The sequence below is a fragment of the Candidatus Pantoea rara genome, assembly GCF_051136265.1.
Taxonomy (GTDB): Bacteria; Pseudomonadota; Gammaproteobacteria; order Enterobacterales; family Enterobacteriaceae; genus Pantoea; species Pantoea rara.
Genome location: NZ_CP194943.1, coordinates 61,747 through 81,607, shown reverse-complemented (window position 1 = coordinate 81,607; position 19,861 = coordinate 61,747). Strand labels below are relative to the sequence as shown.

22 protein-coding genes and 1 pseudogene are annotated in these 19,861 nt (G+C 47.9%); 11 read left to right on the top strand and 12 right to left on the bottom strand.

Translation table 11 applies throughout. The features are described from left to right. The first annotated feature begins 75 nt into the window (after positions 1 to 75). Both ACR8BF_RS18865 and ACR8BF_RS18860 read left to right on the top strand, forming a co-directional pair. Complete coding sequence (locus tag ACR8BF_RS18865) at positions 76 to 204, top strand: hypothetical protein (protein WP_434746111.1); 129 nt, start codon at positions 76 to 78, stop codon at positions 202 to 204. Positions 205 to 519: 315 nt separating this feature from the next. Further along, the gene (locus ACR8BF_RS18860) at positions 520 to 960 is read left to right on the top strand and encodes a GNAT family N-acetyltransferase (RefSeq protein ID WP_179898191.1); all 441 of its coding nucleotides are present in this window, start codon (positions 520 to 522) and stop codon (positions 958 to 960) included. Between the two features lie 141 nt (positions 961 to 1,101). Here ACR8BF_RS18860 and ACR8BF_RS18855 read toward each other — a convergent pair whose 3' ends face one another. The 4 genes from ACR8BF_RS18855 to ACR8BF_RS18840 form a co-directional block, all read right to left on the bottom strand. Continuing rightward, positions 1,102 to 2,040, bottom strand: a complete 939-nt coding sequence (locus ACR8BF_RS18855; RefSeq protein WP_292986118.1) for an omptin family outer membrane protease — start codon at positions 2,038 to 2,040, stop codon at positions 1,102 to 1,104. 268 nt (positions 2,041 to 2,308) lie between these two features. Next, positions 2,309 to 2,797 carry a GNAT family N-acetyltransferase gene (locus tag ACR8BF_RS18850; protein WP_179898189.1) on the bottom strand — a complete coding sequence of 163 codons (489 nt, stop codon included), beginning with the start codon at positions 2,795 to 2,797 and terminating at the stop codon, positions 2,309 to 2,311. A 153-nt stretch (positions 2,798 to 2,950) separates the two neighbouring features. After that, the gene (locus ACR8BF_RS18845) at positions 2,951 to 3,253 is read right to left on the bottom strand and encodes a hypothetical protein (protein ID WP_179898188.1); all 303 of its coding nucleotides are present in this window, start codon (positions 3,251 to 3,253) and stop codon (positions 2,951 to 2,953) included. Further along, positions 3,250 to 4,152, bottom strand: a complete 903-nt coding sequence (locus tag ACR8BF_RS18840; protein WP_179898187.1) for a LysR family transcriptional regulator — start codon at positions 4,150 to 4,152, stop codon at positions 3,250 to 3,252. Before ACR8BF_RS18840 ends, ACR8BF_RS18845 begins: the two co-directional genes overlap by 4 nt. 117 nt (positions 4,153 to 4,269) lie before the next feature. Between ACR8BF_RS18840 and ACR8BF_RS18835 the strand changes: the two genes are divergently transcribed. Then, positions 4,270 to 4,995, top strand: coding sequence for an SDR family oxidoreductase (locus ACR8BF_RS18835; RefSeq protein WP_434746110.1), 726 nt, complete (start codon positions 4,270 to 4,272; stop codon positions 4,993 to 4,995). 219 nt (positions 4,996 to 5,214) lie between these two features. Here ACR8BF_RS18835 and ACR8BF_RS18830 read toward each other — a convergent pair whose 3' ends face one another. Continuing rightward, a complete protein-coding gene (locus ACR8BF_RS18830; RefSeq protein ID WP_434746109.1) occupies positions 5,215 to 6,417 on the bottom strand; it encodes an MFS transporter in 1,203 nt (400 codons plus the stop codon). A 60-nt stretch (positions 6,418 to 6,477) separates the two neighbouring features. Here ACR8BF_RS18830 and ACR8BF_RS18825 point away from each other — a divergent pair, with 60 nt between their 5' ends. Beyond that, on the top strand, positions 6,478 to 7,557 hold the full coding sequence (locus ACR8BF_RS18825) for an AraC family transcriptional regulator (RefSeq protein WP_434746108.1): 1,080 nt from the start codon (positions 6,478 to 6,480) through the stop codon (positions 7,555 to 7,557). A gap of 195 nt (positions 7,558 to 7,752) precedes the next feature. Here the strand turns inward: ACR8BF_RS18825 and ACR8BF_RS18820 are convergent, their stop codons facing one another. Continuing rightward, positions 7,753 to 8,070: an ArsR/SmtB family transcription factor gene (locus ACR8BF_RS18820; RefSeq protein WP_179898183.1), complete on the bottom strand. Its 318-nt coding sequence runs from the start codon at positions 8,068 to 8,070 to the stop codon at positions 7,753 to 7,755. Between the two features lie 52 nt (positions 8,071 to 8,122). Between ACR8BF_RS18820 and ACR8BF_RS18815 the strand changes: the two genes are divergently transcribed. Further along, positions 8,123 to 9,115, top strand: a complete 993-nt coding sequence (locus ACR8BF_RS18815; protein WP_179898182.1) for a threonine ammonia-lyase — start codon at positions 8,123 to 8,125, stop codon at positions 9,113 to 9,115. 241 nt (positions 9,116 to 9,356) lie between these two features. Next, on the top strand, positions 9,357 to 9,962 hold the full coding sequence (locus tag ACR8BF_RS18810; protein ID WP_434746107.1) for a hypothetical protein: 606 nt from the start codon (positions 9,357 to 9,359) through the stop codon (positions 9,960 to 9,962). A 228-nt stretch (positions 9,963 to 10,190) separates the two neighbouring features. Here ACR8BF_RS18810 and ACR8BF_RS18805 read toward each other — a convergent pair whose 3' ends face one another. Both ACR8BF_RS18805 and ACR8BF_RS18800 read right to left on the bottom strand, forming a co-directional pair. Then, positions 10,191 to 10,604, bottom strand: coding sequence for a hypothetical protein (locus ACR8BF_RS18805; RefSeq protein WP_434746106.1), 414 nt, complete (start codon positions 10,602 to 10,604; stop codon positions 10,191 to 10,193). Then, positions 10,588 to 10,788 carry a hypothetical protein gene (locus ACR8BF_RS18800; RefSeq protein WP_313698543.1) on the bottom strand — a complete coding sequence of 67 codons (201 nt, stop codon included), beginning with the start codon at positions 10,786 to 10,788 and terminating at the stop codon, positions 10,588 to 10,590. Before ACR8BF_RS18800 ends, ACR8BF_RS18805 begins: the two co-directional genes overlap by 17 nt. 355 nt (positions 10,789 to 11,143) lie before the next feature. Here ACR8BF_RS18800 and ACR8BF_RS18795 point away from each other — a divergent pair, with 355 nt between their 5' ends. Then, on the top strand, positions 11,144 to 11,923 hold the full coding sequence (locus ACR8BF_RS18795) for an AraC family transcriptional regulator (RefSeq protein ID WP_255434233.1): 780 nt from the start codon (positions 11,144 to 11,146) through the stop codon (positions 11,921 to 11,923). A 77-nt stretch (positions 11,924 to 12,000) separates the two neighbouring features. Further along, entirely contained in the window at positions 12,001 to 12,648 is a 648-nt protein-coding gene (locus ACR8BF_RS18790) for a LysE family translocator (RefSeq protein WP_179898178.1), read from the top strand. Between the two features lie 152 nt (positions 12,649 to 12,800). On the opposite strand, the gene ACR8BF_RS18785 is transcribed toward ACR8BF_RS18790, so the two are convergent. Further along, on the bottom strand, positions 12,801 to 13,829 hold the full coding sequence (locus tag ACR8BF_RS18785) for a CHAT domain-containing protein (protein ID WP_179898177.1): 1,029 nt from the start codon (positions 13,827 to 13,829) through the stop codon (positions 12,801 to 12,803). A gap of 229 nt (positions 13,830 to 14,058) precedes the next feature. On the opposite strand from ACR8BF_RS18785, the pseudogene ACR8BF_RS18780 reads away from it, so the two are divergent. Continuing rightward, positions 14,059 to 14,179 (top strand): annotated as a pseudogene (locus ACR8BF_RS18780) (molecular chaperone DnaJ); the annotation flags it as partial. Between the two features lie 202 nt (positions 14,180 to 14,381). Beyond that, positions 14,382 to 14,672 carry a Bor family protein gene (locus tag ACR8BF_RS18775; RefSeq protein ID WP_010259114.1) on the top strand — a complete coding sequence of 97 codons (291 nt, stop codon included), beginning with the start codon at positions 14,382 to 14,384 and terminating at the stop codon, positions 14,670 to 14,672. Between the two features lie 209 nt (positions 14,673 to 14,881). Here the strand turns inward: ACR8BF_RS18775 and ACR8BF_RS18770 are convergent, their stop codons facing one another. After that, positions 14,882 to 15,283: a VOC family protein gene (locus ACR8BF_RS18770; RefSeq protein WP_179898176.1), complete on the bottom strand. Its 402-nt coding sequence runs from the start codon at positions 15,281 to 15,283 to the stop codon at positions 14,882 to 14,884. A gap of 369 nt (positions 15,284 to 15,652) precedes the next feature. Between ACR8BF_RS18770 and ACR8BF_RS18765 the strand changes: the two genes are divergently transcribed. Then, positions 15,653 to 17,590: a methyl-accepting chemotaxis protein gene (locus ACR8BF_RS18765; RefSeq protein ID WP_069729944.1), complete on the top strand. Its 1,938-nt coding sequence runs from the start codon at positions 15,653 to 15,655 to the stop codon at positions 17,588 to 17,590. Positions 17,591 to 17,907: 317 nt separating this feature from the next. Here ACR8BF_RS18765 and ACR8BF_RS18760 read toward each other — a convergent pair whose 3' ends face one another. After that, positions 17,908 to 19,008, bottom strand: a complete 1,101-nt coding sequence (locus ACR8BF_RS18760; RefSeq protein WP_192377946.1) for an ABC transporter substrate-binding protein — start codon at positions 19,006 to 19,008, stop codon at positions 17,908 to 17,910. Positions 19,009 to 19,023: 15 nt separating this feature from the next. Beyond that, positions 19,024 to 19,860: an ABC transporter permease gene (locus ACR8BF_RS18755; protein ID WP_434746220.1), complete on the bottom strand. Its 837-nt coding sequence runs from the start codon at positions 19,858 to 19,860 to the stop codon at positions 19,024 to 19,026. Between the last annotated feature and the right edge of the window lies 1 nt (position 19,861).

Sequence of the window (19,861 nt, the reverse complement as noted above, 5' to 3'; positions counted from 1 at the left end):
CCATTTTCAGGATCGCCAATCTGCCAGACATCAATGTGGCTTTAACGCTCTGTGGATAAGCGTCTTTGTCAGTAAATGCTAATCACGGCTCATCATTTTCTGATCAACATCTGGAGTAATGCCGATCAGGCGACTGAACACATGTACATGGGCGACATGGGCCGGACTATCGCCACAGACAGTCACGCGGTGATTCAGCGCTGAAACCGGCTTTGGCTTCCCTGAAGATAGACAGCGTGTGCGGCTCCTGAACGTCTGGCTACGGTTCAGTCTGCAAGGGCAATCGTGCTGGATTTGGGCTACGACAATGTGTGTGCATTTATCATCTTTTTTCGCCGTGTATCTGGCGTGACGTCTGGACGATATAAATTTTGAGATCAGGAGACTGATATAAGGTTTGTTAAGAGCAAAAAAGCGGGCATCATCTTCAGCAGCAATGTCACTTTGTGTTATTCGGCTCTTAAGGATATAACTGCATTATCATTGACATTTATCTTTGTCATACAGGGAGTAAGACTGATGAACATAAATATCAGACCAGCCAAATTATCTGATGTTGAGAGTATTTTCACTGTCAGAACATCTGTTATCGAAAATCATCTTAGCCATGAAGAAATGCGGAAGATGGGCATCACCGAAAGTACTGTAGGCGAAATGATCGAAAAGGGTCATTGCACATGGGTTGCGACAAAAGATGATGAAGTTATCGGTTTTTCGATGATTTTAACGGAGAAAGGCTGTCTTTATGGTCTTTTTGTTCTTCCTGCCTATGAAGGCAAAGGCATCGGTCGCAGACTGACCCTGCTTGCGGAACAGGAGCTGTTCAGGCATCACGATATTGCCTGGCTTGAAACCGATGGAAATAGCCGCGCGGCGAAATTCTATATGCAACTCGGCTGGGATAATAAGACAAAAATTGATGGTGATTTTATCCGGTTAGAGAAGCAACGCTGCACTTGATGTGTATCGCTGAAACAGATAACTGGCTGTCGGCTTATTAAAAGCCCTCTTTTCAGGATTGATGCATCTGGTGATTTTTTGAAAAACATAAAGCCCCTGGGGGCTTTATGTTTAAACAATCATATGACCCAGAGATCTGAATCAGAACCGGTATTGCAGACCCGCGGTAATGGTAGTGTTTTTATTTGATATACCAGCCGCATCTCCGTTAATTGTTCCCGAATCACCGGAAAATCTGTCAATAATCTGCGTACTGCCTTTGCCTTCTTCGTATTTGCTGTAAGTGAATTCGGCAAAAACTTTGGCATTTGGGGTCACATAATATCCGGCATCTACCGATGTTCCGTAATATCGCGAATTAGTCGCTTTCTCACGGAAAGTAAGATCACGCATATAGTGCTCGTCGTTGTCATGCGCCCGGACCCAGTCACTGAATTTAAATAAGGCGTTAAATTCAAAGTCGTTAATACGGTACTGGCCCGCAAGGCCAATGTACGGCATGGAAAAACGCTGGCTGTAGCCAATACCACGTTCGCCTCTTGGGAAATCACCGGTAGAAGCGCCGTTATCGTAATTGTAGGATCCGCCAAAGGCCGTCCAGCTTAAACGCGTTTCCTGATAACCAGCAGTTAACCCGGCCTTATAGTTATCTCCCTGTAAAGCCCAGCCCTTTATATTGAGATCGTATTCATTGGCGTAATTAACATCCGTGCGGGGATGGGAGGAATGGTCTGTCCAGTCAGACTGGTTGTCATCAAGCCAGTCATAGTCATCCATATGACCTGAACCAGAAGCCAGGGAAGTCCAGCCTCGCGCATTCAGCGTCAGAAATGAATATGCATCCCATGAGAGTTCGCCTTTCAGAATAGCCACATTCTTTATTTTCCAGTCCAGCTGACTCACTTTGCGGCCTGTTTCTGTATCGTAAACCATCTCATGAGATTTGCCACTCAGCATCCCGGCTGACGTCGAGACGGTAAAACTTTCAGGCGAAAGAGTCGGTGTAAACCGACCTGAATCTGCACAGGCTCCGCCTGATAAAGTCATCATCATCATCACTGCAACGGTGCTTTTTTTCATTTTAATTCCATATCCATGAAGGTAATCCTTGTACAGCAGTGCCGTTCTTTTCGTAGCACGACCACTGCGTTTCTATACTCACCTGTGGGGCACGAAACCTGGAAAACTGACGAAACCCGGCGCTATGACTCGTCTAAAGCCCCGGGGACGCTTAAACCTTTTTGCTCGCAGGTTTGAACCGTTAAGGCAAATTCCTTCATCGGTTTCTTTTTAAAAAACATTAATTATTTTTTTCATTGCGCCGTTCTTCAGCAGCCTGAGGTACGACCTAATCCCCGGAAGCCAGCGCGCTCAGGCGTTCACCCTGAAGGGCATAATTCACAATGCTGTCATCTACTCTTCCACCTAAAGAGCGATAAAAATGATTAGCCCGGTGGTTTGATTTCTCAGCATTCCAGCTCAGGCTGCGGCAATCCTGCTCAAGAGCGAGTTTCGCCATAAAGCGCATTAAGGATTTTCCTGTACCCTTCCCTCTCTCGCTTTGTGAAACATAAAGCTCCTTGATATGAAGTTGTCCGCTGTATCGGGGTGAGGGATAGAGAATACTGCAGCAGGCCAGCCCAATAATATGCGTCTCGCAGCGAGCCCTGATCACCCATGTACCGGAGGACTGGCTGAAAAGTTGATGGCGGAGATAATGCTTCAACAGTGGTTCCTGAATAATGCCTTTTCCATAATAGTGTTCTTCCATTTCAGTAAAGATTGTTACTACAGATTCCCATTCATCTGGTGGACACCGTTCTACCGTGACTTCCATGTTTATTCCTTTTAGTAAATTTGACGTAACGTCGGGATATGAGTGAAAAACAGGGCATGCTGACAAAAAAGCAGTTTATATGCGAGTAGCAGATGCAGTAAACGCAACGCGGAACGCATACGGTCTGCATTGCGTTACCGGGCATTACTCTGCTTATTTGTAAATATCAGCGGTGTCAGAAAGGACGTTGTTGCCACCTGCGCTTTTGCTGCCAGAGTAGCTTTTAACGCTGAAAGCGGTGAATGCCGTGAATGCCGTAAAAAGCGTGCTGCCCGCGACCACGCTGATCCTGTTCGAATAGCCTTCATGGGGATGAACGCCGTTACCTGGTGATTGTGAAAGGCACCGCCGATCAGCATGGCAAACCGCAGCAAGTTCAGGTGCATTTATCTCCGCTTTGACTCTGGTAGCCAGATTCACATGAGAATCTGGCTTTTTTATTGTTGCGGCAGTCAACTGAGCGGCTCAGGCTGTTCCTGTACCTCTTTCAGAAAATCCACAAAGGCGCGCAGCGGTGCTGAAATAAATCGGCTGGGGAAGTAGAGCCAGGGACCTTCAAATTCAGGCCACCAGTCCGGAAGAACGGGTTGCAGTTCACCTGTCGTAAAGCTGGGCTGCAGCCAGTTTTCAAAGACGGCGATAATCCCCTGCCCTTTTTTTGCCAGCTCAATCGCCCCTGAAGCCCCATTGACGCCGATCGTCAGGCGACCAGCAGGGTTAACACTGCAGGTTTCGCCGTTACGTTCAAATTCCCAGGGTATCAGCGCGCCGCTGGAATATTTAAGGCGGATGCAATGATGTTCGGTCAATTCAGTCGGATGAACAGGAGCACCGTGGGAAATGAGGTAGTCGGGAGCCGCCGCCAGTGCCAGACGCTGGCGGCGCGGACCGACAGGAACGGCAACGCTGTCCTGGGCCAGATGTTCTCCATAACGTATGCCTGCATCGCAACCTTCTGCCGTGGCATCAATCAGGCGATCGTCCACCATGATCTCGACGCGCAACAGGGGATGGCGATTGAGAAATTGCTCCAGTAAAGGCGGCAGAATATCGACCATCACCGCGCCCGTCACGTTTAGCCTGAGTAGCCCACGCACCTCGTGTTGAGAACTTGCCACGTCATTCATCACCGATCTCATTTCGCTCAGCAGAGGTGCCATGCGCTCAGCCAGCATCCTGCCCGCTTCGGTCGGCGTTACGCTGCGGGTTGTGCGGATGAACAGCGGAACGCCCAGGCTCACTTCCAGCGCGGTGACCCTCTCACTAACCGTTGAGGGTGCCAGTCCTGACGCCTTTGCTGCGGCCCGGAAACCCCGGCCTCTGAATACGGCAAGAAATATCGCGATATCATCCATCTCAATTCCGCCATTGTTCGAATATCCGAACAGCGTATTCGTATTGTGACCTCTTATCAAACAGACCTGAGAGATTTATAACTCAACTACACCTGCATAAATTACTGAGGCAACAACATGAGCAAGAGAACAGTTTTAATTACGGGCGCAAACAAAAGTATTGGCTTTGAAACGGCCAGAGAGATGGGGCAGTCGGGATTTAAGGTCTGGCTGGGATGTCGCGACGCAGTACGCGGTAAGGATGCAGTCAGTCTGTTGCTCTCGGAAGGAATTGACGCACGGCTGGCTATCATTGACGTGACAGACCAGGAGAGTATTGATGCGGCCGTCGGGCAGTTAAAGTCAGAAGATGGAAAGCTTGATGTGCTGGTTAATAATGCGGGTATTCCCGGAATCTACCCCAGCGCGCCAGAGGCACAGAGCATCAGCGATATTATGACGGTTTATAACACCAATGTTTTTGGCGTCATCAGGGTAACGCAGGCTTTTCTGCCACTGCTCAAAATGGGCGATGCGCCGCGGATAATAATGGTCAGCAGCGGACTGGGATCTCTGGAGTGGGTTTCCGACCGAACGCATCCTTACTCTCAGGTAGCGGCACTGGGCTATACCAGTTCGAAAACAGCACTTAATGGCGTTACGGTGGCATTTGCCAACGGGCTGTCAGAATATGGCATCAGCGTAAACGCAGTTGACCCGGGTTATACGGCCACCGATTTTAACGGACATACCGGTTACAGAACGGTCTCCGAAGCGGCCAGAGGAATCGTCTGGCTCGCGGCTGAAGCATCCCAGACACTTACCGCAGGCTTCTATTTCGATGAAAAGCGTGCGCCCTGGTGAATAATATTTCCAAAAGCAACCCACCTGCCTGGATGTAGCAGGTGGGTTGGCAGATTGCGTCACAACGCCTGGAGTGTTGCGTCAAATTCGATTTCAATTATGGTGGCATTATCCTGCACGAACATAAGCGGAACAACGCAGGAAATCTTAAGGCTTCTATTCTGGCCAGCCATCGAATTCAGCTGGCTTTTATATAAATCGGGATCATATTCGTAATGATCAGATCACCGCGACCTTCACTTTCAGTCCAATAACGAGCGTGGCAAGAAACATTATGCAACCCGCTGTGATGAAAACACCGGGTACACCGCTGATAGTAAACAGTAAGCCTCCCAACACAGCCCCAGCAGCAATGGAAGACTGTACTGCTGCGACTACCATCCCACCTGCTGTTTCAGCCTGATCGGGAACGGAACGCGCAACCCAGTTTGACCAGGCTACAGGCACGCCACCAAAGGCCATCCCCCACAACGCCACAAGCCCGATCAATCCCTTTTCTTCCAGTGGAAATAAAATCATGCTCAATGCGGCTAAACCCACAAGTGCCGGCATCATTATCAGGGTTAAGCGCAGGCTTCTTTCCATTAGCCATCCCGCCAGTAGCGTACCAATAAAATTAGCGACACCGAATCCAAGCAGTATTAAAGACAAATGGTCTGAATCCAGATGAGCAATATTTTCAAGAGCCGGACGAATGTAGGTAAATAGGGCATATTGGCCCGTGTGCGCAATAACACATCCTGTCATTCCAATCGCAATGCCCGGGCGTCGAAGGACATCCATGACAGATGCTGTCACCCTCATTTTGCGCGGAGCCATGCCAGGAAGCGTAAACAGCTGAAAGACCAGGGTCAGAACACCTACACCGGTTGCAGCGATAAATGCACTGCGCCAGCCATATAGCCCACCTAAATAGCTCCCCAGTGGAATTGAAATGACGGTGCCAACGGCAATACCACTAAAAATAATGGAGAGAGCGCGCGGGACGCTTTTAGCAGGGACCAGTCGCATAGCTACGGCGGCAGCCATACTCCAGAAGCCTCCCAGCGCGATGCCCAGCAGAATGCGCATGACTAACAAAACGGCCAGACTTGATGAAAGTGCGACCAGCAGGTTGGAGGCAATCATAAGCAAAGTAAAACCCAGCAAGACATTTCGACGATCATAATTACGCGTCAGGCGGGGAACCATCAGGCCGGCAAACAGGGCTACCACTGCAGTCACAGTCACAGCCTGACCTGCAAGGGCTTCGGTCACACCAAGATCGGCGGCCATAGGTGTCAACAGGCTGGCAGGAAGATATTCTGCCGTCAGCAATCCAAAAACTCCCATAGTCAGTGAAATAACAGCCATCCATGAGGATTCTTTAGGTTCTGAACTATACAGACTAGCGGATACCGCTTCAGTAGCTTCATTTCTCATAACATACTCTTTCTGAAAAAATTTCAGTTCCAAGTCTAGAGGTGAGAAGCTGGACGATCTATGATGCCACATCCTGATTTTTTACCCGAAACCCCGGACGTGTATGTGAATAAACATTTTGCCCTGTCATCCGAGCTCGTCAGTGAGCTGCTGCTGGAGATGCGTCTGCGTGGTGTGCAGTACCGCCGTTTACAGACTGGCTCTGAGTTTGGCATCGGTTTTAGTAACAGGCCGGGACATGCCTATTTTCATTACATTGCGGTGGGAACTGCACTGCTGCGCACAAACGACGGTGCAATTCACGAGCTGAAAGCCGGAAGCATGGTATTTATGCCCCAGGGTGAGGAGCATCAGCTTATATCGGAAGCTGGCTGTGCATTCCAGGATATCGATACATTAGGCTCTGCGCCTTTGGGCGAGGCCGTTAGCGGAATTAATACCTGCCCCAGTTCGCATCCGACGCCCAGTACAGTTCTGTTTTATGGCTGTATGGAGTTCGACCTCGGTGGAATGCAGGGCCTGGGTAAACTAATGCCGCACGCTATAGTGGTCGAGGCAAATGAACAGATCTATCCGGGGCTGGTTCCCATTCTGGGTGCGATGAAATTTGAAATCTGTTCCGGACGCGCGGGCTTCGCAGGCATTCTGGCACGTCTGGCAGAAGTGGCTGCTGCCATGATCGTGCGTGGATGGATTGAAAACGGCAGCGAGAATGCCGCTGGACTTATCGCTGCGCTTCGTGATCCACGCCTTGCCCGTGCGATTCTGGCCATTCATCGCGATGCGGGCCGTGAGTGGTCTGTTGCTGAGCTTGCTGCCCTGTCTCATGTGTCACGTTCTGTTTTTGCTGAACGCTTTACATCAATCATTGGAATACCTCCCCTGCGCTATGCAAGGGAAGTGCGCATGCGCCTCGCAGGTGACTGGATTCTTCATGATAAAATTTCGATAGACACCGTAGCTTTACGTCTTGGCTATGCCTCACAGGCTGCATTCAGCAGAGCTTTTAAGCGCATCAATGGATATCCGCCGGGCGCTATGCGGCAACGGCCAACTAAAAGCGATTTGGCAAAGTCCGCTTCTGGCAGAGAGCGGACGGAATCAGATGAACGTCAGCTAAGAGCGAAAAGCACACCCTGACCTGCAGGATGGTTATCAGCCAGTGTAGTTTCTGAAGTTTAAACTGCACATAAGATGACGGCAGATAACGATGATTCGATATGTCCCTCTGAAAGGCAGGAGTACTATAAACGAAGTATACCTACTTACCGGTTTTGCTCGCTTCGTTATGGACACTCTGCCCGATTATGGCTGTTAATTTGGACCTGTAGCAAGCTACCCATATCCTGACAGCATTACTGTTGCTTCATCCATCCGCTGACGGTCGAGTTTATAGAACACCCAGTTCTTGATACGTTTCGAGGTCACTATTCCGGCCTTAGCCAGAATCTGAAGATGGCCTGTCACGGTCGGCTGACTGAGACCAATCTTTTCGGTAATAAACCCGACACACACCCCATCCTCAACCAGATCGCCATCCTGCTGTTCCGGAAAATGCGACCTGGGATCGGAAAGCCACTCCACCATCACGAGCCGGTGCTCATTGCCGAGAGCGCGGAAAAGGTCTGCCATTGATGTTTCAGGATTGTTCATATAGCCAACCTCCTATATAGTTATTTTCCTATATAAACTCTGAGGTCATATTATGACAAACCACACACAAAGACCAATGGACAGTGTCACGCTAAAGGCGATTTATGCTGCTTCCGCGCGCATCAAAACAACGGTTTGCAGAACCCCGCTGCAGCTTTCGCAGGCGCTGTCTACTCTTGCAGGAGCAGAGGTCAGGCTCAAGATGGAGAGTCTTCAGCATACGGGTAGCTTTAAACTGAGGGGGGCTGCAAACGTCATTGCCAGTCTTAATGCAGACCAGCGCATTGCCGGCGTCATTGCCCCGACGGCGGGAAATCATGGCCTGGGGCTTGCCTGCGCGGGTCACGCAGCAGGTGTACCGGTGTCCATATTTCTGCCCTATTCAGCAGACCCGATTAAGGTCTCAGCAATGAAAAGCTATGGTGCTCAGGTTACGTTCTTTGAAAATATTGAAGAGGCGAGACAGGCCGCGATTGTGGCTGCGCAGGAGTCCGGCGCGACGTTTGTCTCCGCCTACGATAATGAGCAGATGATAGCCGGAGCCGGCACCGTCGGTCTGGAAATAATGGAAGACTGGGCAGACGCTGACGTCATTCTCGTAAATATTGGCGGCGGCGGGCTGGCGTCAGGTATTGCGACGGCCGTCAAAGCTATCAACCCTGCAGCCGAAGTGTGGGCAATTCAGAGTGAAGCCAGCCCGACTTTTGCACACTGGAAAGAGGCTGGCCAAACGATCCCGGTTGAATTATCCCCGTCAATCGCCGAAGGCATCAGTGGCTATATTGAGCCTGAAGCAATAACCTGGCCCCTTGTACGCGACCGCGTTGATCGTGTTCTTATTGTTTCAGAAGCCGGGATCAAAGCAGCGATGCTGTTAATGCTGAATCAGCACAGCCATGTTATTGAACCTTCGGGAGCACCTGCAATTGCGGCAGTCCTTCGTTATGCAAAAGAACTGAGTGGACGTAAGGTCGTCTGCGTGGTTAGCGGCAGAAATATATCGGGTTACCGTTATCTGAAATTAATGAATGAGGCCACACTCTGACGACACGCAGCAAAGGTGCAGGCAGGAAACAGAATAGCACGCAGCCGGTGTGAGAGTGAGAATTGATAAAATATCACGCCCCCTTCTTTACTTAGATCGATATGCGAACTTGCCCTAAAAAGCGAGGTCTGCCCCGATTATGTTACTCTGTGCAGAAGACCGGGCCTCATCTGAACGCAGTCTGTCAAAATAATTACATTGTCCGTACCTTCTCTCCGAAGCTAAATAAAATGAGAATAATATGAATAAAAGCAGTCTTAAAACCTTTCACCTGTTACGTATTCTGATGCTGACGTGCGTACCCATGTTTTTACTGGGTTGTGCCAGTGCATTATGCCCTTTTGGCAGCTTTGAAGGCACGGTTCCGGACTTTAAAAATAGTTACTGGAGGTCCACTGAAAAACATCCGGCTAAGTCTGATGAACAAGTCCAGGAAGAATGCACTCATGCTGCCGACGCTGAGGAGCAACGCCTTTCGCAGGTCTATCTGCAGTTGTGTAAAAACGGCCAGTTAACCGCCGAAAATCAACGATTTGCACAGAAATTACTGGTCAATCCACTCTATTCTGGCTTGAAATCAGCAAAAGCCGTACCACAGGATAAGTCCGTTAATACAGTTGAAGCCCAGCTGAGACGGTCGATTTCTGGGAGCGATAACGCTAAGTATTTCAAAGAAAATTGTGGCTATTACATTGAAAAAAACGCAGCCGAACGGACCAGCACCCTGCTGGGTTTACAGGCAGGGGATTACAAAAAGGAGGTTTTTAAACAGTGCATGGCAGAAAATCATATGGCGCTCATTGTTCCACAGACTGAATTCAGCCGGTGCAAGTCGATAGGATGGTAAACAACCCAGGCCTGACCTCTACTTCAGGTGAACAGGTAAAATGATGACATTGGCCATTTACGCTCCTTACCCCAGACAAACAGTGCTATGCAGGCAGATATAAAATTAAATGCGGGCTTTGCTATAGAATGCATGAGCCCGGAACAACATTAAATATGCTGAACAGCGTTCATGCCAGGCGGCGCGTTCGCCGTTTACCTTCGGTCTGCACTATCTGATGTATACGCATCATTCCCGGTAAACCAGGTAAGCAAGTGCAGCAGCTGAACAGAAAACATAGGGGCTTAAAAGCAAAATATCCGAATAAGACGCCTCACATATCCTGATAACAGGCCATGCCAGTATAAACAGCCACATGAAGAGCACAGAGCACACAATACAAAAGCTCCCCTTCAGGGCGGCATCAGGATAAAATCGCTTCGAAATCATCGCTAATGGCATGCCGATTATCATTGTTCCCATCGTGGTCCCAATAATACTCATCGTAACGATGAAAAAATAAATAAATATGAGGCCCATTACCGGTGCACTGTCTTTCCCCAGGGAAAGATATATTAAAACCAGTAATGAACCCACGAGACTACTAAATGTTGCTGATATCACAGATATCCTAATCCAGTTATCGTCAATAATGTTCGCCATAACTCTCTCTTTGTCTGAGCAGATTTATTGATGCACCGTACCCGCTAAAATTTTCGGCACGAGGCTTGACTTCAAAACAGGCTTCAGGCACAGCATCCTCATGACGACCTGCGACGGGCATCCTGACAATAAGGACATAACGCCGCCAGTCAGTTTTTTTGGAGCAGGCCAGCATGATTGTCATCGCTTTTCCTGGTGAGTTTTATTCTACGAGCCTTTTGCATGTGCCATAAAAATTTTTAAGCATAACTATCTAATTCGAGTAAGGCGACAACATCTGCTTATGGCACAAAGCGGACTGACATCAGGCTAATGTCCTCTATGAGCGAAGAGCGGACACATTAATAGATATGTGCAGGCCTGCCTGAGGTAATATCGGAATTAATCGTATTATGTCTGGCTCAACACCTTGCAGGCATCACCGCAATGATTTGTACAAGGATGGAACCAGTATGCTCACCCTGCCCCCATGTACTTCCAACTGCAGGTGCGATAATGGCAGCACCTGTAACCTTGCAGAATTCTGGCGCGATTCGTCTATGAATTTTGTAGAAAGCCGTCGCGCCTGCCACAGCCGCGCGTGTTACAAGCTACACAGTCATCCGACTTTTTCTCTGGGCGCTGTTGACGCGGGCAGCAGTGTGTTCACAGGGGCGACGGGTGATACCTGGTCTCTGCGACCGGGGATGATGGTATTCATTCCAGCCGGCGCTGTTCATTCCTGTAATCCCTTACCCGATCAGCACTGGAGCTATCAGATGCTGCATATTGATGCCGCGTGGTTAAGGGCTTTGATTGCTGAAATGCATGATGTTTCAGGCAGTCTTATTTGTGACGAAAGTGTTCGGGTGACAACTGATGAGGACCTGTATCGTCGCTTCTGTGAACTGAATGCCACCCTGTTTTCGACAGTCAGTGCAGAAGACAAAAATGTGGCGTTAATTGAGTTTATCGGCGACTGCGAATATGAATCCTGTGGGGCGAAGGCTTTTCCTGTCATGTCGTCTGAAGTGAGGCGGACGTTGAAAAACGTTATTGATATGATGCAGCAGACCGAAAGGCAGCCCTGGACTTTAGCGGAGCTGGCACATTTGTCAGGCATGAGTCGTTATCAGATCATCAGGGCATTTCGCGCTGCGACCGGGATGACACCGCATGCATACCAGCTTAATGCACGCATCAATCAGGCGCGGCGGTGGCTGCAGTCAGGTCATGATATGGCCGAAATTGCTTACCGGCTGGGTTTCGCTGATCAGAGTCATTTCCAGCGCGTATTCAAGGCGCATGCCGGCGTAACGCCAGGCTGCTATCGGAGCTGAAAATCTGCAATTTTGTTCAATACAATCCTTCCCGAGGAATGCACCCTGTTAAAAATTTTTAAGAGGGTAATACCTGGATGCATGAATTTCTTTTTTTAGCTGCAGCGCATTTTCTGGCGTTGCTGTCACCCGGTCCGGATTTTTTTCTCGTTGCGCGCACCTCCATCAGAGCCGGCTGGCGTCACGCTGCAAATGTCTGTCTGGGAATAGCGATAGCGAACGGGTTGTTCATTCTTGCCGCCTTCAGCGGTATCACGCTGTTCAGTCCTGACAGCATCAGCTTCATCGTTATTCAGCTCACGGGCTGTGCTTATCTGCTCTATATGGGTGTGCTTTTTATTCGCTTTGCGGGAGCAAACTCTGTTTCTGAATACAATGTAAAAAACCATGGCTCAGTTACAGAGTCTGCTGGCGGATGGAGACACTGCCGTGAGTTCAGCATGGGATTTTTATCCGGTATTCTCAATCCAAAAAATGCGCTGTTTTATGTCAGTCTGGCCACGCTTATTGGCGGTACAACCGTGATGAGTCTGAAGGTCGTCTATGGCGTATGGATGTTCAGCATTGTGCTGCTGTGGGATTTACTGGTAGCTATCTTCATTGGCAACCGCGTCATACTGAAATACTTTTCGCAGATATTGCCCTGGCTGGAGCGTGTCTCAGGCGTCATTCTGATCGGTCTGGCATTAAGTGTCATCATGGTCAATCTGATCGCACTGGCCTGACAGCCAGCGGCTGGCTTCACTTTTGCGCCAAACTGGTGAGGCCGCTTCTGGCACAAAACGGACTGACATTGACCCAATGTCCGCTATGAGCGAAAGGCGGACGTTTGCCCACATTATACAAATTCTCAAAGTCACTCTCATGCAAGCTCAGATTACTGTGAGATAATGTACATATCAGCTGCTTCAAGACCATCTCTCATAAAAAGCATAGGAGTATCTTCTTGTGGAATACCCTCAAGCATCAGAGCTGCTTTTGCCTGATTAAAAGATTTTTCAACTGAAAGTCCAAAAGTTAGCGAGGAGTAAAATTGAGCTGAGAAAACTCTTGCTGCATCATCTCTTATAGATGTACTCATTCCAATAGCGCATTCGACATGTTCGATTACTTTACTTGCTTGATTTTGCGAGTGACAAGTATTGAAAAAAACCAGTCTCAGATTGTCATTTGCCACACTCATAGCCTGTACAATGGATTGCATAGAAACCAGTTTAGTATTGGACTGATTATCCATGAGAACCAATTCATCATCAGAACTTCCATGCCCACTAAAATGCACAATAGTTGGTGAGTACTCGTTTATGTTTTGCAAAATATCACCCGGTCTGACTGCCCAACATGACTCCAGTTTTACGGCATCACGATGTCGTGACATTCTTATCATCTCTTTAATAGACCTTACCTCTTCATCTAATCTCAGTTGTCCTTGATCTTGAGGGTTAGAGGCAAAAAAAAGTACCGTAATTTCTTTAGGTAACTTACTCAAAGTGTTTATCATGTCGGTGTGTTCCGAGAGAGTTTTGCTAACATCGCTCAATGCGCTTTTTTGCTGACGCTGAAATTTTTCCTGCATTTTTTGGCGACTCTTATGTTCTTTTAGCTCTTGAGCATCTAGTTTTCGCTGTTCATCCTGTAACTCTCTGTTTTTTGAAGCTATTTTTGCCTCAAAATCGGCAACCTTTTTTTCTATTTTTGATATATCCACCTGAAGTTTGAAAACATCCTTTTGCCGGTTGTTAATTGTTGTTGCGGACTTAGACGAGTTCATTTGCCGAATCGCGGTTTGAATTTTATTGTTCAAACCTGAAATCTTGGCTAATTCTTTAGATTTTTGCTCGCTCAATCGGTTTAAGTCACTGCGCTTACGTTCAATATTTTTTCTGTATAAGTCAATGATTCCCAAATTATCCCTCACATTTAAAGATGTTTGCTTTTTACATTTAAGATTTTAACCCACGGTTGTTTAAAAACAAAATATGTAGCATTTGAACCTTCAAAGGTGGGGTCTACCGTGGCAGAAATCACTAGCCTATAAGATCGTGAGCTGTTATCTAGGAATCAATGTGATACAGAGTTGGCAACGTCCGCTTCTGGCACAGAGCGGACTGACGGCAGGCCAGGGTCCGCTGCATAAATCGCTGCTGCGTGAGCGGGAATTGAGCTTTGGTGTTGCGGCAAGCGAGAAGAACAGTCCGCATTCAAAAATGCTTTCTCGATGGCGTCAAAAAGTTCTTCGACGATTTGACCCGCTAAGCGGAAACGCTGCGGCAGACATAAAAAGCCCCTGATCTGCAGGGGCTTTTTTTATTGCTGTACTATTCAGCAAAACCTATCCGTCAGGCGTACTTAAAAAATCTTTCTCATGTTTCAGCTTTCGTTGTCGATAACCTGATTGCTGGCTGGGTGATGATTTCACTCAGCATTTATTTTTTCATTTAAGGCGATAAGGATATTTATGAACAAGCTTTGTGTTGCGGCGTTGTTGGCTCTGAGTTTAACCGGCTGTGCGCAGCAGACTTTCGTAATGAAACAGAATCAGGTTGGCGCAGCGACGAAAACAACCAGCCAGCCGTTCTTTGTTTCAGGTATCGGTCAGCGTAAGAGCATTGATGCGGCGCAGGTGTGCGGCGGCCAGGAAAAAGTTAACCGGGTTGAAGTGCAGCAGACGTTTGTTAATGGCTTACTGAGCGTGGTGACGTTTGGTATCTACACGCCACGTGAAGCGCGCGTTTATTGCGCCATCTGATAATGCCTCAGGCCGGTTCGCCGGCCTAATCCGCACCTGTTATTAAATCGCACTAGTATACTGTAACTATTACATTCTACTGTCGCAGCGCTGCGCGGCTTGCCTGGTAAAAGTAATGGTAAGCTGTTGAGGCATGCCCGTCCGCTTTGAGCAAAAAGCGTATGTGGTATTGGGGCCGATTGCGTATGGTTAATCTGACCCTCAGTGATTTAATTTTGCCTGTTCTGGTAAAGATCCCAACGGTTGCCGTAGATGTCCTCAAACACAACGACCATCCCGTATTCCTCCTCTCGCGGCTCCTGGCAGAAGTGGACGCCCTTCGCTTTCATGGCGTTATAGTCGCGCCAGAAGTCGTCACTCTGCAGGAACAGGAATACCCGGCCGCCGCACTGGTTGCCAATGAAGCCTTCCTGTCGCTCGTTTGAAGCACGGGCCAGGAGAAGATTGCAATCGCTTTCCGGATTTGGCGTTACAACGACCCAGCGCTTACCGGGTTGCGGCGTGTCTTCAACCAGCGTAAAGCCCAGCTTGTCTGTGTAATACTCAATTGCGCGGTCATAGTCGTCGACTACGATGGCCACATAACCCATGCATCTTTTTTGCGTTCTCATTTCTGCTCCATCAGGTACTGAATATAGCTGTCTTGAAGCAATTTTTTAACACAACTGAACGCTACTATCTGCATTGATGAGTCAAAATCAAGACCGCTTCTGGCACAAAGCGGACATGAATCATGTATAAAACTCGTTAAGAGAGAAATTGATATTAACAATCTTTCCTACCTCTTATGAGGTAATTAATAACATCAGCATGGGCTAATTACTGGGTGACAGGTTAGACCTTGTTGCAATTCAACCTAAACATTCACTTTCTTACGCCTGCTATAAAGTTAATGAACAGTTAACCGATAATGATGATTAAGATGCTTTCAATCTGCATTATTTTTGTTCTTATAATAATTAATTCAGCAGGATGTAAAAATGAATAATATTCTTAACAATATTAATCTTACCGCTAAGTTTGCAATTCTGGGCTTGTTTTGCCTTGTTCTTTTTTCAGTTCCTACCGTGCTTTTTGTGTCAGAAGGTAATAAATATATTCAGGACAAGCAGAAAGAAGTAACAGGAGTGCCTGCTGAAAACAAAATCCTTGCCCTGTTGAATCTGATACAGCGCCATCGCGCTGAAACAGCCCTCGCTATTGCGCAAAAAAATCCTGCCACCTCATCGCGTCTAAGTGTTAGAGATGACATTGTTACTATCACCGATGTCATCAAGAAAGAGATGGCGCAGACAGAAGGCAGTGCGGGTTTAATCGATAAAATTAATGGGGTGCGTGCACAGTGGGACGCGCTGCAGCAGGACATTGATGCTTCGAAACTGGATCAAACGGCCAGCCTTGACGCACATGCGCAACTCATCCGCAAACTTCTTAACACAAACCGCGACGTGCTGGATTTTTACGGTCTGTCGCTTGATTCAGATATCAGTACGTACCGCCTGATTACCAGCAATTTCTCATCATTGCCTGAGCTTACCGAAAGTCTGGGTAAAATTCGTGCGTTCGGGACTTCACTGCTTGCCAGGAAAGAAGCCGTTAGTGAGGCTGACTCTGTCCGTATGGAATCATTAATCAGCACGGGTGCCTATAACCTGGATATGTTTGCTCAGGACTCAGAGAAGCTTTTTTCGTCTGATACAGGGCTGAAGCAGAAATTCAGTGCCGATGCCGACGGGGCCGTACAGGAAGCTCAAAATGCCCTGAAAACTGCAGGTGAGTTATTTATTAGCCGCAGTATGACGAATCAGAGTCCTCAGGACTATGCCGCACTTTTTACCAGCGCGATTAACAGATTCAGCACCTACGCGATTGCGGGCGGTAATGAACTGAATGACATGCTGAACCAGCAGATTACGGACCACCGGCATGCACAGTATGGTTTGCTGAGCGTTCTTCTCTTTATGGTCCTGCTTTCTGTCATTTTCGCATTGATTATTATCCGTTCTGTAACACGACCTATCGGTGCCGCGTCCAAGCTTGCGCTTGAAGTGGCAGAAGGCGATCTGACCGCATCTTTTTCCGTGACAGGACGCAATGAAACAGCCGGTCTGCTTAAGGCATTACTGCAGATGAGTCAGCGCCTGACGGTGACGGTAGAAAACATTAAAAGTAATGCTGTCACCATTGCCACCTCATCTGAGGAGATTGCCCGCGGTAACGGCGATCTTTCTGCGAGGACGGAAGAACAGGCTGCATCGCTGGCTGAAACAGCCGCCAGTATGGAACAACTCTCTTCGATCATCGGCAACAATGCTGAAAACACCCGCCATGCTGCAGAAATGGCCAGCTCGGCTACCAGCGCGGCATTGCGTGGCGGTCAGGCAATGGAATCAGTGCTGGGTTCCATGGAGAAAATCAGCAGCAGTGCAGGGCAGATTAAGGAAATCATTTCTGTCATTGATGGGATTGCGTTTCAGACGAATATTCTCGCGTTAAACGCGGCTGTTGAAGCTGCCCGGGCCGGTGAGCACGGTAAGGGCTTTGCGGTTGTTGCGGCGGAAGTCAGATCGCTGGCACAGCGCTCGGCTGGCGCGGCGAAAGAAATTAAAGGACTGATCGAACAGTCTGTGGAGAATGCTGAGCAGGGCATTTCGATGGCCCGGGATGCAGGTGAAAAAGTGAAGGAGAGTATGGATGCGATTGAACAGACAGCACAGCTGGTGAGAGAGATTTCATCTTCTTCAGAAGAGCAGAGTGCAGGCGTATCGCAGATAAATATTGCCGTTACTCAGATGGATCAGGTCACACAGCAGAATGCCGTGCTCGTTGAAGAGTCAGCATCGTCTGCTGATGAACTTGCAAGTCGAGCCGCTAATCTGAGGGACGCGGTTAGCGTGTTCCGCACAAACGCTGGTTAAAATTTCTGTTAAGTGCTTTTTATATGTCTGTAAACGGCGTGCTGCCAGGCGCATTTCTTAGGCCTGTCATCTCAGTAACAGTATTCGATAAGCCATCCTACGGGATGGCTTAATTCCTTCCTTACGTAACGTTGGCACAAAGCGGACATACGTGCTGCAAGGTCCGCTATGAGCGAAAAGCGGACACCCGTAGCCGTAATTACACATAGAGAATTTGCTTACATAGTCGTGTAATCCTTATAAGAAGCAGGTCAGCAAATGCATGAACCAAAGCTCTGATACAAATCCTTGATAGTGAAAGACAGTATTATTAGAATTTATCGCCCTAACAACACCCGGCTTGAAAATTCCTTTTTAAGCTCAACACTGTAGGGAGCGTTATAAAAAATTACTCTCTGAAATTTATCATCGAATTCATTATTCATCTTTTTATTGACCGGAATTGAACCAAAAACATTTTTGAGTTCGCTTTGCGTTTTTTCACTGACCAGCCAGTTGACAAAAAGAGCAGACGCGGCGGGGTGTGCTGAATTTTTAGCTATTACGACAGCGTTAGCTCCGGCAGGCATGCCAAATCCAGGTACATAAAATTTTATGCGTGAAGTTACTGCTCCCGTTTTTTTAAGGGTCAGCAGGTGATCTTCCCATGCAGGCGCCAGTATAAGCTCGCCATCATTGATGCGTGTAAGACTGTCTGCCTGAGATTTTGTGAGGGTAATCTTACTTTTATTTCTGATAAACCATTCCCATCCTTTATTCCACTGCTGCAGAACAGCTGGGTCTGTTTTATCAGCTAACTTATGCTCTGCCTGTCCCTGGAGTGTCAGTACCCTCTGTATAAAAGCTTCACCGGCCCCGCCATTTTGCGGATCATTGTATCCAAACAAATTTGGATTGTTATCGATAAACTCCTGAAGTTCCTCCAGAGTCTGAGGCAGTTTTTTGTTCTGCATTTGCAGTGGATCATATGCCAACCCGGTCTGATTTCCCCAGAATGCAAGACCATACCCGAGGAAGTTGGTACCCTGGAGTTGACCGTAGCCATTCTGGTATTCAGGAAGCCACGCTAATGGCGAAACGGTTTGAGAGTTAAGGACAACCGGCATCTGGCTCATCGTGAAACCTATCACGTCAAGTTTCCCGGTTTTTTTACTTTTTTCAGCAAGTATTTTATTAAGATTCCCGTCTACGGTCGATTCGGGAATGATGACTTTAATACCGTACTCCTGTTCAAATTCTTTTACAAAACTTCGCCATTGCGGCTTCAGATACCAGACGTTAAAGTTAACGGTCGCTTCGTTCTTTGCCCGGGAGACAACCTCGCTCCACGTCATTTCTGACAGCTGCGCTCCCTCTGCTGCGGAAAAAGAGAGACAATTAACCATTATAACGGTACTTAAGGTTCGAAAGCGTTTCATATTCACCTCTTCATATTAATATTTGCCGGTCGACTCAGCCGCATAATTATCCTTAAGCGCTCTTTCAATAATGATCATAAGGAAGATGTTAGGAATAATGAGTATCATTGATACAACTGCTGCGTCTGGTCTTACAAACGTGTATCCAAGGAAAGAATAAAGTATTGTAGGAATGGTGATAAAATCCGGCGAACCCAGCACATATGAGACAGAAAATTCCTCAAGGCTCCTGACGAAAGACAGGATCAAGGTAGCCAGGATGGCACTCTTCAAAAAAGGCAGATAAGCGTTTCTGAATGTAGCCCACCTGTCCGAACCGAGATCGCGGCTGGCGTCAATCATCTCCTGCGGTACAGCCCGAAACCCGGCGGAAAGAATTCTGATTGCATAAGGCAGTGCGAGGACAGTATGTCCTGTAACGATGCTGATAAAAGGGTTATCGAAATTGAGTTGCAGGATCATGGCACTGAAAAATATGCCGATCAGCATTCCTGGCATAACGAGCGGTATCAGTGTCAGGACTTCAGCTACCCCTTTCCCTCTGAACGGTATGCGACCGAAAGCATAAGCAGTAGGAAGAGCCAGTAACAGACTCAGGGGAGCTACTGTTAACGCTATCGAATAACTGTTGAACATAGCGTCAGGAAGCGATGTCGTCTGCCACATGTTTATCCATCTCGTGAAAGAGAGGCTTTTTGGAAAAAGGTCAGGAAAACTCCACGGATGAGCAGGATCAACCAATGACCATAATATCGCCATACCCACAGGTAGCCCAAGCCATATGAAATTAGCAATCAGGAAAAAAAATACCGAAATTCTGATGACTGCACCGGTTTTTTTAGGACTGTTCACG